Here is a 15,711-nt window from a genome sequence, read left to right as displayed (position 1 = left end):
GAATTTTTACAATTGCAAGATACTGGACAAAAAAACATAGCTTACAATAGTAAAAAATGAGACCTAAATAGGGGTTTAAATGCTTTGTGAACAGATAAAGAGACTCAGAGAGAGCAGAAATTTGAATCAGGAAGATGTAGCAAAATCGATAAGTATTGCTAAATCGACATACATCAAATATGAAAAAGGAACACAATCACCACAACTGGAAATTGTGGAAAAGCTGTCAAATTTATACGGTGTGACGCTCTCAGAGATAATAGGAAATGAAAAACCGGAACTGGATGATCAACTTACATCTAGAATGGCTCTGATAAAGGAATTGAGTGAAGAAGAAAAGAAGTCAATCATGTTAGTCATTGATGGCTTGATATACAGACACCAAAACATCGAGTTAATGAGGAAGTTATAAAACTCGCTACGCTCAAACACTGGCGCGTTACACTTGCGAATACACGGTGAAGGCTGACAGTTCCGTGGAATTTACCCCCGTAATACTAGACGGGGGTTTTCCCTCCCAATCGCTCCTCCTCCTACGCTAGCTCCGCTCGTCGTCCTCGCTCACAGTCGGGAACGTAAGCAAGAAGAGATTTGAAAAGGTGAAAGTATGTCATTTTTTGACATACTGGTATGTCATGCAATAACAAACTCGAAATGTTAGTGCAGGTATTATGCGTAGTTATGTTACGGGCTATCGCTAGCAAGCGATTCTCGTTCCTAACATGTACGGCAAGCCGACAATGAGTAAGTCTCTCGCCCACCCTTGCCGCGTTCTAGGCCAAAGGCAAACCCTCAACATAACTCTGCTAATAATACGCAGTTGGCTAGTGCTTTATTTGGGGTGGTTGCCATCAGTGCTAATCCCGCGCAAGTCATTGAAATCGCTTTTAATCCTAGCCCGTTGTACTTTTTTGCAATGTGTTCCCACATCTGTTTAATCTCTGGATTTTCGTTGCGGTCAGCGTGACATCCTAACAATGCTATCTCAGGATCGATACCTGAGTTCTCAGCAAGAAAAACTGCTTCATTATCAGATATATAGCGTCTTCCTTTACGCATTTCACTAATTCTAGACGGTTGTATATGTAAGTCGTGTGCAATTTGCTTGTCTTGTACGTAGTTTTGCGCCTTTTTGTAGGCGTCTAACAGTTTACTTTGATACATGGCAATTTCTCCTTTCCCTCGATTCTAGCTTAAAAATTCCGAAATTACGTATCTTGAACATCCGATTAAACGGAATTAAGATTATTCCGAATTAACGGAATTACTCCTGTTAAGTTCTCATTTGACTGTTTAGGTCTGGGCTATTCGCCCTTGACGCTCATAGCTCGGCTTAGACAGTCACTCTCAATAATCAGGTCAAGGTGGTTGTTATGTTTAACGTTCTTTTAGTCTCTGGGTGTTTTCCTCGTTACTTTGCAGGTTTTGGAACTTCAGCTTCTGGTAAGCCTTTTGTGATCACTACTGGTCAACATTTTCACAGTAAGTTTCTTTCTGTATCTGATGCTCACAGTATTGTTGAACGTCTCAAAGACTCTTGGCCTTTGGCTCAAGCTTCTTATGTTGTGAGTGATTAGTCATGGATTCTATCTACTTCGACAACGAACCCAATCACGGCATCAACGCTTATTTTCCTTGGGGTCATAACTTCTTTAAGACTCAGCGCGAGTTCTTCCAATTCATGGAAGTTCATTACGGCATGGTGTCATTTCAGGTTGTTGAAATCACTGATGAGAACTACCAAGAGCTTTTGGTTAAAGGTGTTTTCCATGCCATCTAAAAAACCACATAAGTTTCATGATGAGATTCGTCCGGTTCAAGTGGATCACCTAGCCTTTTCGTTTTCGTATGGCTCGCTTAGACATTTGGACAGCTCGAACGAACAAGACTTTATCAACATGCAGTTTCCTGAGTTTAAAAAGCAAACCGTTAACGGTCGCCTTAACTCACCAGAAGCGATAGAGAAATCAATTGAGTCACACCGTAACAAATGTCGCAAGGTTTTAGCCGATAGGTTTGATGAGTTCATGTCTAAAGTCTTTAACTTTCGTATTTCTCCTATGCGTGGCCGTGGCTTACATGGCTATGAAGATTCGATGGTGATTTACGATTCTACGGGAACGGTTGAATGTGGCTTGGTTGGTGTTGGCGGTAATAACGATACGGTTTACGTGCAAATCAATGGTACGGGCTGCGCTAAGTTGTTCGACTTCACCACACACAAAAAGGTGCACTGGTGGTTGTCACTTTTGGGTATCACTCGCCTAGCCCGTTTAGATCTCTGTGTGGATGACTACACCGGAATCTTTGACTGTAAGTATGCTGAGAAATGTTTTTATGAGGGAGCATTTCGCACTGCTTCTCGTGGACGTGGTCCCACAATGGTTCCTCATAAGCGCGTTTCACAATCCGGTGAATTATCAGAGGAAGCCGTCCTTGTTGGCTCTCGTACCTCTGCAATCTACTGGCGTGTGTACAACAAGAAGTTCGAGCAAAACATCGCTGACCCTGAAGTAATTTGGTACCGCAATGAAGTGGAATTGAAGAAGTGCGATTTGGCACTACTCGCCTCGCCTGCTTCGGCCTTTGCTGGTCTGTGTGACTTCTCGGCCAGTATCGACCCTGCTGAACCAATGAAGATTGAGCTTAACAAGAAAAAAGCGGGTCTTGAGTTCTTCGCTCGTATTGCTTGGGTTCGTCGCCAATGTGGCAAAGCTCTATCTGAAGTTGTTGCAATGACTGAGGGTGACTTGGGGGAAGCATTCGGAATGCTCATTCCTACGCACCATAGACGCGCAAACTTTGAAACCTCGTTAGGCATTCCTGACGAATACACTAAACAGAAAATCGAAATTTTGGAGTCAAGAATATGCCTACAATAACTGGTATTGCTATCAAGCGTTTCCCTAAATCCAACATGGAATTTGCGGAATTGTCTGTTCTTCGTGCCGTTGAAGAAGTCGATAACGAGAAGTTTCAGCAAACGGGTATCGGTTACTCGACTGACATCCCTTACAACAAACAAGCGTTGAAAATTGATGTGGCCTACGCTCGTCAGCTTATCCAAACGCGTGCTTTCGTTGCTAACCGTGACTACGAACTTAGCTTTGGTGCTAACCCAAATGATCCTCTAGATATCTTGGTTACCAAGCTTGTTCCTGTCGATGAAGAAATTAAAAAGCACTTCGATAACTTTATGAAAGCTAAGTAATTAGGTCTTAGGTGCTATGTCTATTTGCGTGACTGTTATTGATGGGATTTTGCAACAATCATCGGGGGATGTTTGTGAGTATGTCTTGGTCTCTAAAGAGCAGTTAACGCACTTGGTTGATGGTCAATTTGATTGGTCATTACTTGAATTCGACAAATCATTGTATGAATTCGTTGTCGGTCAGAGTTTGGCAACCTTTGTTGGTGGTCATGTTCTAGGCCGTGTATTAAAACACTTTCGTTAATCCATTTAGGAAAATTATTATGTTGAAATTACGTCAATTGGTTAGCAATAAAATCCTTGTTGCTTCTGTCGCTCTTACTTCTGGCTCTGCGTTCGCTGAAGGTGCAAATGAAACCGCGATCACTGCCGCTGTTGATGCGGGTAAATCTATGGTCAGCCTTACTACTTCTGGTGTAATTGGTATCGCTGCTCTGGGCTTTGGTCTTGGGATGGTGGTTGCTTGGCTCCGTAAGTAATGATTATCTCCGTTGTTCTTGGCTCTCTAACGTGTGCCTCATTCCTTTATGGGGTTTACACCGGAGTCATAGCAGGTTGATTGATTGGGAGCTTAGGCTCCCTTTTTTTATTAGGTTTAATATGAAAAGACTCATACTACTCTTGTTATGCCTTACATCCTCATCACACTCCTTGGCCACAATCTACGTGTATCAAAGTCAGATTGATGTACTTAAAGGTCAAACTGGCACTATTGCGGGAATCACTTCTAAAGGTAACGGGCTTTGCGAAAAGGTTACGAGTGGCAAGTATTACGGGAGATACTCCAAGACAAGCAATGGTCGTAAAGTTCAATCGAACAATATCCGCCATACCGTTGTTTGGTATAACGATAATGAGTGTACTGAGCGTTACGGTAGAAAATCGTCTTATACAACCACACTATTTAGAACTGGTGCATGTCCAGAAGGTACAGAACTCAACCCTGACACTGGACTCTGTGAGAATCCTTGTGAACAAATGAAAGGTAACGAGCTCGGGACTGTTTCTTTTTCTGAGGGTACGCGTGACGTTGTGAATATTTGTCGAAATTCTTGTCGAGCTAAGTCAGATCTCTTTTTCCCTGCTGCTAACCCTCCATATGGTGTTTTTACCTATACAGGTGATTCCTGTGATGGCTCAGAAACATCTGAAGGCGGTGACAGTTCTACTGGTGGTGATGGTTCTACTGGTGGTGATGGTTCTACTGGTGGTGACGGTTCTACTGGTGGTGATGGTTCTACTGGTGGTGACGGTTCTACTGGTGGTGATGGTTCTACTGGTGGTGACGGTTCTACTGGTGGTGACGGTTCTACTGGTGGCGGCAGTTCTAATAATGGTGAAGGTCTCACTAAGGGAGATATCAAAGACGTTCTTGAAGATGTCTTTGGAAAATCAGGATCATTCAGCGCTCCAGGGCAAGGTGATGGATACGCGACTAACACTGTACTCACCACAGCAGTTGATGGTCTAAAAACTGAAATTGATGACCTTGAAGAAACACTCGAAAGTAAGATTAAACAATCCCCTTTGAAACTTGGTCAAATGTCATTCTCTGACGGCTCATACGAGTCTACAACGTTTTCTCTGAGTCGATGGAATGTTGATGTTGGATTCAACTTGTTCAGTTCTTTAGGCTCTACCAATACCAATATGATTCGCACCGTTATCTTATTCATTGCAGCTCTATTAGCTGGCTTTATCTTGCTTTCCTCTGGTCGCTCTAAGGTATAAATCATGGAATATTTCTACAGCGCTCTTGATTACATTGTTACTGTCTTCGGCAGTATTTACGACTTCTTTGCTACCATTCCTGACTTGTTTTTAGACTTGTTCACATACGCATGGTTTTGGTTCATTAAGCTCTATATCTATCTAAAAATCCAAATGCTTGAAATGGCCTATAACGTTGCCTCCTTATTGCTTTCTGAATATGAGGTCTACACAGTGTTAAACATGGCCTTTAATAAGCTTCCGTCAGACTTACGCTTTGCCTGTCACCAGTTCGGTATCGTTGATTCAGTTCGAATTATTGTTGATGCGTTTGCTACGGCATTTGTGCTTAGAATTATGGGGTGGTGATATGGCTGTTTCCTTTCGTCATGGCTCTAACGGGGCTTATAAAACCGCTTATGTAACATGGTTCGAAATCCTCCCTGCTTTGCGTGAGGGTCGTATCGTAGTCACCAATATTGAGGGCTTGAAACCCAAAGAATCTATCGAAGAATTGTTAGGTGAAAAGTTTCCAGATTCAGCACGACTGATTAGGATCTTTACACGATCTTCTGAGGGGGTAATGCTCTGGCAAAACTGGTTCAACTGGATGCCCCTTGGCGCATTCGTTGTGATTGATGAGTGTCAGGATTTGTATTGTCCCGAAGCAGGATTTAAGCGAGAGAAGTTTTTACAAAAGCCGTTCTCTGAGTTCGTGGATTACTTGCCTAAAGACTTTTCAGAACTGTTCTATTCTCGTTGGCTTCCGGTTGACCCAGATTCGTTTGAAGTGGGTGACGTTGATGATTGCGAACGAACCCAACTCGATGAAAATAACAGACTGCTCTACCCGTTCGACTTCTACGGTGCATTCATGCGACATAGAAAATACCAATGGGATATTGTCATGCTCACACCGGATTACACTGCAATCCCCACTTGGTTAAAAGGGTGTGCCGGTGAAGCTTATTCTCACCGCTCAACAGATACGTTCTTTCGAAGTCGTAAGCCTCGGATTTTTAATCACCCTCCTAAATCCACTAAGACAGCTCCTTCCACTAAGGCCGACATGGCCAGTAGTACAACCAAGAAAGTTCCTGTTGATGTGTTCGCGCTTTATCAGTCCACAGGAACCGGAGGCTTTAACGCTACTAAGTCTGATATCTCGGTTTTGAAGTCTCCAAAATTCATTCTTGCGATCCTTATCGGTGTCGTGGCCATTGGCAAATTTATATGGGATTTATCTTATGTACTATCTGATTCTGATGTGGGTGAAGTTCAAACGGTTGATGCGCCAGCTGCCCCTACCAACTCGCCTACTCTATCTACTCCGACTGACGTTTCAGTATCTGAAAATGTTCCTATCCAAGATGGGGAAAGTTCTGTTCGGGTGGGTTCTAGCAATGCTACTTCTCAAGCTTCTACTGAAAGTCTTCCTGATGCTGTGAATCCATTCTTTGATGCATTTCCTGTATTCAACGGCTCTACAGCGGTCTACCTTACGTCAGTAAGTAGAACTGTTTATCCAAAGGGCTTTGGTGAGTATTCGGATTTTGTCTTTAGGATAGATAAAGGTGTAGACACCTTTTACATACGCTCGGCTGTATTGAACCGCTACGGCTACCGCTTCGAATTGATTGATGATTGTTTGATTCAAGTGCACTCTAAATCAGTGTCTAGAGTTCTAACGTGTCCACCTACATCGAGTGGCGTTGCTATCGCTTCTGAAAGTAACGACTTGATGAGTGGTAGAGTTGAAGACGTACAAAGGTCTGTTGATATCTTCAGCATGTAAGGTTCGAAATGGACCAAATCATAATGCCGATTTCGTTTTGACTGAGCATTTGATTCTTTTGTCTAAGAGGTTAGTTAAAAAGAATCACACTTTGTTGTTAGAATTTAATAGGTTGACTAGAGGAACTAACAATGGCGAAATTAGGATATTGTACAATCAGTAACTTAACTCTTTCCACAAAGAGCAAAGGAAGCATTCAAGAAGTTCGCGATATAATGAGCCATGGCGATTTACTTAGTAGCGCTGTTTCAATGGTTCCTGTGTATCAAATATTTTTTGGGACGCCTTCGATTCGAAATGCAGCGTTCGAAGGAGCTATTTCAATCAGGGAATATGATTGGGAATTGTGGGGAGATGCAATGATGGCAACTAACAAGATAACGAAACACAAGGTATCGCAGGCTGCTGGAGGAATGATGATCATGACATCAGGGAAAGAACAACAATTTTGGAGATGTGTTTATGAGTCAGCACTATAAAGCTCTAGCTTTATTGGGAAGCACCCTTTTATTAGGCGGCTGCGCTACCAGTCCTGATAGGCTAGATTACTTGGTCGATTGGGATCAAAAATGGCAACAATGTGATGCAGAAATGAAAAATTCTAACGCACAGTTCCCTTCGTCAAAGTGGTTCCAGTCACTTAAAATTGATGAACAAAAACATGTGTTAGTTTATTTACATAATCTAAAGCTATATGAATGTAGTGAGTTTGAAGCTGAATCTCTTAAAAAAGTTTTGGACAGCGAAGAGATTGTTTCTCTTCAGAACTTACTACAAGGCTTTATTTTCTTTGAGCCACCGAGTAAAGAGTCGGTTGAAAGTTTGGATCAAATTGAACTTGAGCAACTTGCCAAAGATGTTCAATTGTTCGACTTGCGTAAAGCGGCTGAACAATTGGGATACCTTTAAATTTTAACTCGTAAAATAGTAACGCTTATTGGTGCACTAGCCCCGCAGGGATAAGGGCACTCGATACAGTTTTTGGGTATGACTTCCCCAAATGCCCGAAAAGCAGCGAAGCGTAGCTGACTTGATGAAACCACATCACTAGCCCTTCACATTGCCAAGATCACCCTAGCAGAGCCTCACAACATCAGTGGGGCTTTTTGCTACCGCAACCCATCTTACTAACAACTCTTTTCTATTCTGCTCACAGCTTCGCGTGAGTCGTGAGAGCTGAACAGCGAGCGCGACGCTGTGGGCAGCAACCCCCGTGTTGTATCACGGGGGTAAATTCGACTTAGCTATCAGCACTCACACAACCCTGCTCTAGTTGCAAGCTTGCGCGCTAGTTAACAACTGACCATCACATGAGATAGTTTCAGGTTAATTTACAAAGAACTAGGTGAAAATTCCTGTTTAACTAGCATGCTATGACCATTTATCACTCTATCATTGATAATGTTGTAATGTTGATATAGGATCTAAAAACAAATATAACGAAAGTGTCGGGGCTCTAAATGAGAGTTGAAAAGAAAAAAGTAACTAAATCTATGATTTTTCGTTCTGTTGCAAGTTCGACGGCAATTGAGACAGGAAAGTCTGTTCAGTCTATAGAGCGCAAGTTGAAATCAGATAAACGTAAGTACGATTCTTTGTCATTAGCCATCTAATATATCACGCACAAGACGTTCCATATGCTGGTAATCACCGCTGAGACCAGCATGTATCGAACCGATATAGAAATCCTTGTGTTTATCCCACAAGGAATAATCTAATAACCCATACCCTGCTTCTTGACTCGTATAGTCCATTAGGAGTCTGCTGATTCTTCCATTTCCTTCACGGAAAGGATGGAGCAAAATAAACTCTACGTGACCTCTAGCAAGAAAAGAAACAAGCTCCTCTTTATTTAAGTTTGCTAAATTCGAGTATTGTGAAAGGTAGTCAGCTTCAAATCTACAGATTTGACGTTCGATTTGGAGTGGCGCTGTAAACTCAAAATCACTTTTCCACATCCTAACATTCCTAATGCTTCCAGCCCAAGGGTATACATTTCCTAGCCACTGACGATGCCAGTCGATAATGGTTTGAAAACTCACGTTAAGTGATGGGACATCACACGAGAATACCTTTTCATAAAGCTTGACCAAAAGTAATGTCTCTACATCATTCATTTCAGTAACATTAGTAATGTTAAGTTTGTTTAAGAGAACCTGATCATTAGAGCCTGGTTGGTATTGTGTTTCGACTGTATCTACGTCATATTTGGGCATATAAAGGGACTAAAGCAAATTAAATTGACTTCAGTGTAAGAGCACATGACAAACTGTTCAAGAGCGATTCACGAAGCGTGGTACTTTACTATGCGAAAGCCTCACCTTTAATATAGTGTCTAGGCAAACAGGACAACATGAATGTACGTTTAGACTTGAATTTTTATCTCAAAGGCACACAAGGAAAGTAATATGTCAAATTATGAAGAACCATATCATTTTAAAGCAGGGTTTCACCCCAAATGTCCTAAATGTGAGAGCACAGATATTGGTATCTCACTATCGGAGTATTTATATGGTCCAGCAAATGGAAACTATGAAGTGATTTATTGCAAAAGTTGTCATACATTTTTAGGCGCTCATCCAATTGTGATTCAAAACTTACATCCCGATATTAAAGAAGCAGATAAAGTTAAACTTAACTCTTAGATTATGAATATGACTTATAGAAATTCATGACACAGACTGCGTTAAAACAGAAACCCAACTCTTTCATCCCAAAGCTGGGTTTCTTTGTATACGACTTAATGGATCAGCTTTTTGTCACACTTTCTTCTTAATGTCTGCTATCGCTCTAGCAAGCCCTAACAAATGTGTTGAAGTCTTAATTTCTAGTTCTGATTGAATCCCTAATAGAGCTATGCCTGCCAATATCTGTTGCGGCCTCACTACTTGTCCTGTCGGCAGCTCCATCCTGTCGTATAACATTTTGAACTGAATCCAATCTTCACTAATGCTCAGTTCGCGACCTTTTGCCATCCGCATAAGTCTTTTACACTCGGGTGGAATTGGGTTCCCCTCGTCCCAACCTGTGACAGTTCTCACAGATTTAAAACACAGTTCAGCCACTTCTTCCTTGGTCATTTGACACTCTAACTCTCGAAAAATGTAATTCTTACTCATTTCGCGATACTTCAATGATAAAACCTCTAAATACAAGAGGTTGCACTGAATTTATAAGATATGCACTATTAAACATAATCAGACATAATACGTAGTCATTGTGTAAGAACAATTTAGTAATGTCCGGTTTGAGCCATTTTAAAATGTCCTCCTAAGCTTACCTATATTGGTCTGCTTAGGAGTTATCCGGATGCTTATTACTATGAGTGAAAAAGATATTCATCGATTCAAGGTGCTTACTGACGTACGTGAAAAACGACTACGCCAAGTTGACGCTGCTATCATTTTGAATCTGTCTGCGCGTCATATCCGACGTTTGGTAAACAAACTTGTCTCTCTTGGCGCTCAAAGTCTTACACACGCAGCGCGTGGACGCCCAAGTAATCGACGCTACTCAGAACATTTCAGAATTGAGATACTGAAACTTATCCGTGAGCATTACTCTGACTTCTCACCAACGTTCGCTCTGGAAAAACTGACTGAACGACACAATCTATCCGTATCTAAAGAAACACTCCGTCAATGGATGATCGCCGACGGACTGTGGCTTCCACATTCACAACGCAAGCCTCGAGTCTATCAGCCTCGTTACCGTCGTGATTGCTTGGGTGAACTTATCCAAATTGACGGCTCCCATCATGACTAGTTTGAAGGCCGCAGCGACAAATGCTGCCTATTGGTGTTCATTGATGATGCGACTGGCCGTTTGATGAACCTAAGATTCAGTGAGACAGAATCCGCATTTTATAAGAAAGTGGCTCCTTTGATCAACGAGCTTTACCTGCGCTTCTTGTAACGTTTCTGTGTCGTATTCGCCCTAACCACTCGCCCATCTCTAAGCGTGTGGCCTTTCATTACCTTTCTTAGGACAACTCTCATAAGAGATAAGGAATACACTCTTTTCAGGGATCATCAAGGCTATCTTTTTATCCTTGTCCCAGAAACCCACAAAGCGGTCTCGAATTCGAATGACATTACCCTCAATACCTTTCTTATTTTTATCTATATAGATCAAGCACTTAGTTCCGGCTCGCTCTTTTACTGAATCAGCAAGATTTTTTCCATCAGTAGTCGCGTGAAAAACGACGACACCAGCTAAAACGACAAGCCCTACATAGAAACCAAAAGATGATATTTCTTTATTGTTCCATTGATTAAACCGAACAGATAATTTTTTCAAAAGCGAGTAATTTTCAATAGTGTCATGTATGTCATTTTTTAATGCTCCGAAGAAGAAAGTGAACATTGAACATAAAATAGCGACTGAAAAAATTGATATATACCCGTTCAAAAATGCGTATCTAAAACCAAATATAATTGCAGTCGAAGGGTCTGGTATTAATTCAGAACTATTAAAGTCAAACGACTCCAAATAAATACCTTCATGCAAATAACCCAACGAAAATAGTACAGCCATCACTGTAGAAACAAAAAATGTTAGGTCACGAAACGGATGTGCTTTCTTCATGTCTATGCTCATAACTTCTTGGTACCTCAATAGGATTGGAGCAAGCTACTGCATTTTATGCAGCTTCTTGCACTTATTGCCCCAATTTTAGCATTTACCAAGCGGATTAATCGCTCGAAATACATCAAAAAATTAAATACTTAAAATCACCTCGATTAGAAGTAGCTCTTATAGATTAGTTAGTATGGTTCGCGTTTCTTGTAACGCTTTCGGGTCGTGTTCGCCCTAACCACTCGCCCATTTCTTAGTGTGTAGCCTTTCATTAACTGGCCGTTTTGCTTTCGGCCTTTACATTTATAACCTTTCTTAGCCATTGGGGTCCTCCAATTTTCGTATCCGTTGCTCTTGGTCTTGTTGCACTCGTTTTATCCAGTTGATGTCTGTTTTCAAAGCCGCAATCGTGCCAAAGCTTGAGACTCCACCTGTAATAAGTGCAATGATTAACGCATCAAGAAATGCCATCACTTCGTTTTCCATCGTGATGCGTAGTATTCAAGTAGGTATCGCACCATGGCACGCATGCCTAGCGTATCGACAACAACGGCACCGACTTTAGGGATGTTCTGCAATGCATTGAAGCCTTGTTCGACATATGGCGCGTAATTGGGAATGAAAGATAAGATGAGTGGTACGAAGACGACTAACAGGATAAATTCATCTTTAAATCCCCTATCTCGAATGCTGATGTCATCAAGGCTACTGGCCTGCTCTTCACCATTTTGTAATCGCCGTACTCTAGCCTGATGCTTTTCATTTTCGAGCTCGTCTTTACACTTTAACGCCTCAGCTTTGTTTTGATTAAGCTGCTTATACGTCGCAACGCCACCGGTCACAAGGTTCAGTATGGGTACACCAACCGATTCAATTCAACGTGTGGGCCGTCTCTTAGGCTCTTCCAGTCACCGCCCCAAATGATAGAGACTTCAAGCTCCCTAGCCGCTTGTTTAAAGGCTTTGCTAATCGCTTCATAATATTTAAAGTCCCATGTCACCTTGTTATTTTCATCGTAAGCCACGAAATAAATCGCATGGCCGGATTGATGGCGACTTGGACGTTTGTGGCGATCAAGTTGGCTCAAGCCCTCCTAGTAGAGTTGGTATTGGCGCTTCACGGTGCGTAGACCTACCGTAACAGAGAATGATTTCTACTTGCCGGAAAGAAAAAAATTTTTGAAGGGAAAGACATAATTCATCAATCGAAAAGCAAACTGGAGAAAATAACAAACCTAGTGATATCAAAACCACGGCTTCTCGACTTCAGAAACCAAGCAATATCACCAATTAGGCAGTTAAAATAACCATTTTAAATCAATGATATAAAAGTAGTCGCAAGTTTCATCTATACTCCGCCGCTGTATTAAATCGGAGCCCATACTTTGCAAACAAACAATGACCAAAAGCAAGCAATTATCTTATGCGCACTACTAATCATTGGATCAACTTTCTTTAATGTTGACGTAATGGTGGCGAGTATTAGTGAGCAAGTCATTTCCTTCGTTTCTACGCTTATCACATACGTTGTCATTATTTGTTTGTTCTTAAGGTTCACGAATATGGACGTTATCAGTTCTAATTATCGAATCTTGATCGGTGTTAGTTTTGTTGGCATGACGATCTTAGAGAATGTTTACCCGGTCACCCTGTACAGTGACCAAATATTTATTACTGAGTACTACGTTATCTTTTGCATCGAACTTGTTCTAAGTATCTACGTTACGTACGTCATAATTAATGTATCCAATATACTTGGCTATTTAGGAAGGAGCTCTCTACTCAAATCATTGCAAGTAAAGACGAAAAGAAGACGAGATTCAAAAGCCGAAGCAAGTCGGGTATATAAAAAGCTTTATCCAGTATTGGAGCTCCTTCTTGACCAAGGCTATAGTTTTGACTCGCAAGAAGTTAAAGGGATCGTTAAGGTGCTAAAAGACTTACCAGCATTAGGGAATAAACGAAATAACTTCGCTAAGTTTTACCTGAGAGATGAATTCACACTACGTAATTTGCCACGTGACCCTTCATACTTTGAAGGACAAACGCTCTGGCACTAATAACATAGATATCCATTCCTGTTATCCACTAGCGCGCCCCAACATCGCCTCAATAAGTGTTTACCCCAAACGGCTTATCTTATATGGCACGATACCGCTTCTAAACATGCGGTAGTCACCCTATATCTATTTAATTCGCTTGAATATTGATATTTACTCCCCTTTACATACATAACTCTAGATAACCCCCAACAAAACGTTACGTTGTCTCTTTTTCATAGTAACACTTCCCCTACGAATTAGATTCACACAAGATAAATATCTTAAACAGGCCGCTATTTCGTGTTTAAATTTTGATCTATCAAGCAATTATCTTTACAAATAAAGTGACTAAGCAATCAAATGCAATGCACTCATACTGTATTCGTATAGTTAAATGTTAATATCTGGCAATGTTGTAAAATAGGTGTTTGATATGTTGCCTAAACTTTATAAGTTCAGAACGCTTCATGATAGAAACATACAGTCTATATCTGAGTGTTCGTTGTGGTTTGATTACGCTAAAACCTTTAACAACCCTTTTGAATTGAACCACATATTTGACCCAACCTTTCAGGATGAGTTCAAGGTGATGTGCTTCTCCCAATCGAGTGATCACCCTATACTTTGGTCTCAGTATGGCGATAGCTTCAAAGGCATGTGTATTGAATACGACCTCAATCATTATGATGGAGACACAAACCTCAACTGTTTTAAAGTGCAATATGAAGATGACCCGACTCGATTTAGTTTGCCGTCTACCCCCGACTTACAAGGATCGGATTTGGGCGCTGCACTATTCAAAATTAAGCATTCGAATTGGCGCTATGAAGAAGAATATCGGTGGGTTTTACATGATGAGGATCTCATTGGGAATAAGCTGTACCTTAATAAAGAGTGCTTAAGCGCTGTTATCCTTTCAGAGCACGCTCCTCCAGATCGAAAGCTAAAGGTCCTTATGATATGTCAGAGCCTTGGAATACCGGTCAAACACGCAATTGCGAGACAGAATTCCTGCACTTTTGAGGTTGTAAATTAAATCAGATAGATAGCGGATATACGTTCAACAAACCAAAATCTCACTATAAGTTACATTGTCACTAAAAAGGGGCCACATTAGATTGTGGCTCCTTTTTACATGTTTTTGGTCAACTTGCCAGGTATTCTGGCCTGCATTTGCTCCATAGTCGCTACGGACATCTGAACCGTTGAAAACCAATAAGGTCGATGTTTAATATTAAACAACTCGCTATTCTCTAGGGCTTCAAAAATAGAGAACTTTCTGCCCTGAGAAAGCGCAGCACCATACACACTTCGTTCAAGAACTGGGATATCGTGAGCTTCTTCGAGGAGTGCACGTTTAATAAACTGGTTGTTTGTGCTCCAATCTATGTAATCGACTAATTTTTTCAGTAGCTTAGTATCTAAGATCTCTATCATAGATTCGAGAAACTGTGTGTTCGGGATAACCTCTGTACACGCATAGTATTCGTCGTGCTTGTCACTTGCATCCCGATAACCAAGCATGGTTTTAACGAGTGCATCTTCAAACGTCGCTGAAAAATGATTACAAATGACGAATAACGGCAGCGTTCTTAATACTCCAAGAAGAATACCAGCGTCTGGCTCTTTTACTGACGTCTCTTTTAACCGTATTCGGGTAGAGTTTGCTGTAACAACCAGGTGTTGCCATACCTTAGGAACAATTGGCTTGATGTTATCATCAGACCATTTAATGAGTTGCTGGCTCATGAGCAGTGGAAAAAGTAATTTGCAATTTTCTATGCCAATTTGTCTCGCTGCTACTTTTGGATCCAGCACAACTTTCGATTTTTTACCGTATTTGTCTGTAAATTCCGGATTCGACACAAACTCAATAAGACTTGAACTAAGCGGCCTACTTTCAGCTGAAATTTGATGCAACTTGGAGAAGTTCAAAGATGATGAATAAGCGATACTAGCGAAATGGTTAAAATCCGGAAGTTCAGCAAAAAGAGAGCTCATCAGTGTTTGTTCAAGCTTCTCGATCATCAACTCGGAAGCTGTATTACACACATCATCTATGACGTAACGTAACGTCTTTTGCTTTGCAGCAACTTTCTCACGACGAGCACTGACTCTGTCTTGTTCACATCGCAACAGAATTCGCTGATTGTGAGATATTCGATCATTCTCATCGAAAATAACGCTATCACAATAGCGATTTTCCAAACTTAACAGTGTGTCTACTGTCGTTTGTTTGAGTTTAAACTTTGGAGAGATTAACCACTTATTGAAATGTTTTTCTACGTTAATTGAAACTTTTCTCGATATTTCAATAACTTCAGGAGTGTAATTTTTGTTTGCTAACAACAACCGTAACTTTCCTTGACCTAATCC

22 protein-coding genes and 2 pseudogenes are annotated in these 15,711 nt (G+C 41.1%); 15 read left to right on the top strand and 9 right to left on the bottom strand.

Annotated features, from left to right (window positions below):
* Positions 1-121 precede the first annotated feature (121 nt).
* The gene (locus IHV80_RS07565; RefSeq protein WP_264158427.1) at positions 122-412 is read left to right on the top strand and encodes a helix-turn-helix domain-containing protein; all 291 of its coding nucleotides are present in this window, start codon (positions 122-124) and stop codon (positions 410-412) included.
* 380 nt (positions 413-792) lie between these two features.
* Here the strand turns inward: IHV80_RS07565 and IHV80_RS07560 are convergent, their stop codons facing one another.
* Positions 793-1,164, bottom strand: coding sequence for a DUF3693 domain-containing protein (locus tag IHV80_RS07560; protein ID WP_192890634.1), 372 nt, complete (start codon positions 1,162-1,164; stop codon positions 793-795).
* Positions 1,165-1,373: 209 nt separating this feature from the next.
* Here IHV80_RS07560 and IHV80_RS07555 point away from each other — a divergent pair, with 209 nt between their 5' ends.
* From IHV80_RS07555 to IHV80_RS07505, 11 genes are all read left to right on the top strand, one after another.
* Positions 1,374-1,577 carry a hypothetical protein gene (locus IHV80_RS07555; protein ID WP_076670476.1) on the top strand — a complete coding sequence of 68 codons (204 nt, stop codon included), beginning with the start codon at positions 1,374-1,376 and terminating at the stop codon, positions 1,575-1,577.
* Between the two features lie 2 nt (positions 1,578-1,579).
* On the top strand, positions 1,580-1,780 hold the full coding sequence (locus IHV80_RS07550; RefSeq protein WP_061038267.1) for a hypothetical protein: 201 nt from the start codon (positions 1,580-1,582) through the stop codon (positions 1,778-1,780).
* Entirely contained in the window at positions 1,770-2,882 is a 1,113-nt protein-coding gene (locus IHV80_RS07545; RefSeq protein ID WP_065606962.1) for a replication initiation factor domain-containing protein, read from the top strand. The genes IHV80_RS07550 and IHV80_RS07545 overlap by 11 nt, the downstream gene beginning before the upstream one ends.
* Complete coding sequence (locus IHV80_RS07540; RefSeq protein WP_065099874.1) at positions 2,870-3,211, top strand: DUF1293 family protein; 342 nt, start codon at positions 2,870-2,872, stop codon at positions 3,209-3,211. Before IHV80_RS07545 ends, IHV80_RS07540 begins: the two co-directional genes overlap by 13 nt.
* Before the next feature lie 16 nt (positions 3,212-3,227).
* On the top strand, positions 3,228-3,455 hold the full coding sequence (locus IHV80_RS07535) for a hypothetical protein (RefSeq protein ID WP_019350627.1): 228 nt from the start codon (positions 3,228-3,230) through the stop codon (positions 3,453-3,455).
* A gap of 19 nt (positions 3,456-3,474) precedes the next feature.
* On the top strand, positions 3,475-3,690 hold the full coding sequence (locus tag IHV80_RS07530) for a hypothetical protein (RefSeq protein ID WP_017089180.1): 216 nt from the start codon (positions 3,475-3,477) through the stop codon (positions 3,688-3,690).
* A gap of 187 nt (positions 3,691-3,877) precedes the next feature.
* The gene (locus tag IHV80_RS07525; protein WP_192890633.1) at positions 3,878-4,942 is read left to right on the top strand and encodes a hypothetical protein; all 1,065 of its coding nucleotides are present in this window, start codon (positions 3,878-3,880) and stop codon (positions 4,940-4,942) included.
* Between the two features lie 3 nt (positions 4,943-4,945).
* Entirely contained in the window at positions 4,946-5,290 is a 345-nt protein-coding gene (locus IHV80_RS07520; protein ID WP_192890632.1) for a hypothetical protein, read from the top strand.
* Between the two features lies 1 nt (position 5,291).
* Positions 5,292-6,716: a zonular occludens toxin domain-containing protein gene (locus tag IHV80_RS07515; RefSeq protein WP_192890631.1), complete on the top strand. Its 1,425-nt coding sequence runs from the start codon at positions 5,292-5,294 to the stop codon at positions 6,714-6,716.
* Between the two features lie 131 nt (positions 6,717-6,847).
* Positions 6,848-7,195, top strand: a complete 348-nt coding sequence (locus tag IHV80_RS07510) for a hypothetical protein (protein WP_076670880.1) — start codon at positions 6,848-6,850, stop codon at positions 7,193-7,195.
* Entirely contained in the window at positions 7,179-7,625 is a 447-nt protein-coding gene (locus tag IHV80_RS07505) for a hypothetical protein (RefSeq protein WP_102579540.1), read from the top strand. Before IHV80_RS07510 ends, IHV80_RS07505 begins: the two co-directional genes overlap by 17 nt.
* Positions 7,626-8,317: 692 nt before the next feature.
* Here the strand turns inward: IHV80_RS07505 and IHV80_RS07500 are convergent.
* Positions 8,318-8,932, bottom strand: a complete 615-nt coding sequence (locus tag IHV80_RS07500) for a Fic/DOC family protein (protein WP_171733225.1) — start codon at positions 8,930-8,932, stop codon at positions 8,318-8,320.
* 192 nt (positions 8,933-9,124) lie between these two features.
* Here IHV80_RS07500 and IHV80_RS07495 point away from each other — a divergent pair, with 192 nt between their 5' ends.
* On the top strand, positions 9,125-9,361 hold the full coding sequence (locus IHV80_RS07495; protein WP_171733224.1) for a hypothetical protein: 237 nt from the start codon (positions 9,125-9,127) through the stop codon (positions 9,359-9,361).
* Between the two features lie 114 nt (positions 9,362-9,475).
* Here IHV80_RS07495 and IHV80_RS07490 read toward each other — a convergent pair whose 3' ends face one another.
* Complete coding sequence (locus IHV80_RS07490; protein WP_171733223.1) at positions 9,476-9,850, bottom strand: phage protein; 375 nt, start codon at positions 9,848-9,850, stop codon at positions 9,476-9,478.
* A 187-nt stretch (positions 9,851-10,037) separates the two neighbouring features.
* Here IHV80_RS07490 and IHV80_RS07485 point away from each other — a divergent pair.
* Positions 10,038-10,580: pseudogene (locus tag IHV80_RS07485) on the top strand (ISNCY family transposase); the annotation flags it as partial.
* Between the two features lie 90 nt (positions 10,581-10,670).
* Here IHV80_RS07485 and IHV80_RS07480 read toward each other — a convergent pair.
* The 5 genes and pseudogenes from IHV80_RS07480 to IHV80_RS07465 form a co-directional block, all read right to left on the bottom strand.
* Complete coding sequence (locus IHV80_RS07480) at positions 10,671-11,303, bottom strand: hypothetical protein (RefSeq protein WP_192890630.1); 633 nt, start codon at positions 11,301-11,303, stop codon at positions 10,671-10,673.
* Between the two features lie 179 nt (positions 11,304-11,482).
* Positions 11,483-11,617: a hypothetical protein gene (locus IHV80_RS25315; protein WP_264158426.1), complete on the bottom strand. Its 135-nt coding sequence runs from the start codon at positions 11,615-11,617 to the stop codon at positions 11,483-11,485.
* Entirely contained in the window at positions 11,610-11,768 is a 159-nt protein-coding gene (locus IHV80_RS07475) for a hypothetical protein (RefSeq protein ID WP_192890790.1), read from the bottom strand. The genes IHV80_RS25315 and IHV80_RS07475 overlap by 8 nt, the downstream gene beginning before the upstream one ends.
* On the bottom strand, positions 11,765-12,136 hold the full coding sequence (locus tag IHV80_RS07470; protein ID WP_404818323.1) for a hypothetical protein: 372 nt from the start codon (positions 12,134-12,136) through the stop codon (positions 11,765-11,767). Before IHV80_RS07470 ends, IHV80_RS07475 begins: the two co-directional genes overlap by 4 nt.
* A gap of 5 nt (positions 12,137-12,141) precedes the next feature.
* Positions 12,142-12,441 (bottom strand): annotated as a pseudogene (locus tag IHV80_RS07465) (M15 family metallopeptidase); the annotation flags it as partial.
* Between the two features lie 1,327 nt (positions 12,442-13,768).
* On the opposite strand from IHV80_RS07465, the gene IHV80_RS07460 reads away from it, so the two are divergent.
* Positions 13,769-14,371, top strand: a complete 603-nt coding sequence (locus IHV80_RS07460; RefSeq protein WP_192890629.1) for a DUF2971 domain-containing protein — start codon at positions 13,769-13,771, stop codon at positions 14,369-14,371.
* A 95-nt stretch (positions 14,372-14,466) separates the two neighbouring features.
* On the opposite strand, the gene IHV80_RS07455 is transcribed toward IHV80_RS07460, so the two are convergent.
* Positions 14,467-15,687 (bottom strand): hypothetical protein, encoded by a 1,221-nt coding sequence (locus IHV80_RS07455; protein WP_192890628.1) that lies wholly within the window; start codon positions 15,685-15,687, stop codon positions 14,467-14,469.
* Between the last annotated feature and the right edge of the window lie 24 nt (positions 15,688-15,711).

This window comes from Vibrio bathopelagicus, assembly GCF_014879975.1.
Lineage (GTDB): Bacteria > Pseudomonadota > Gammaproteobacteria > Enterobacterales > Vibrionaceae > Vibrio > Vibrio bathopelagicus.
This window is presented reverse-complemented; position numbering and strand designations above follow the sequence as displayed.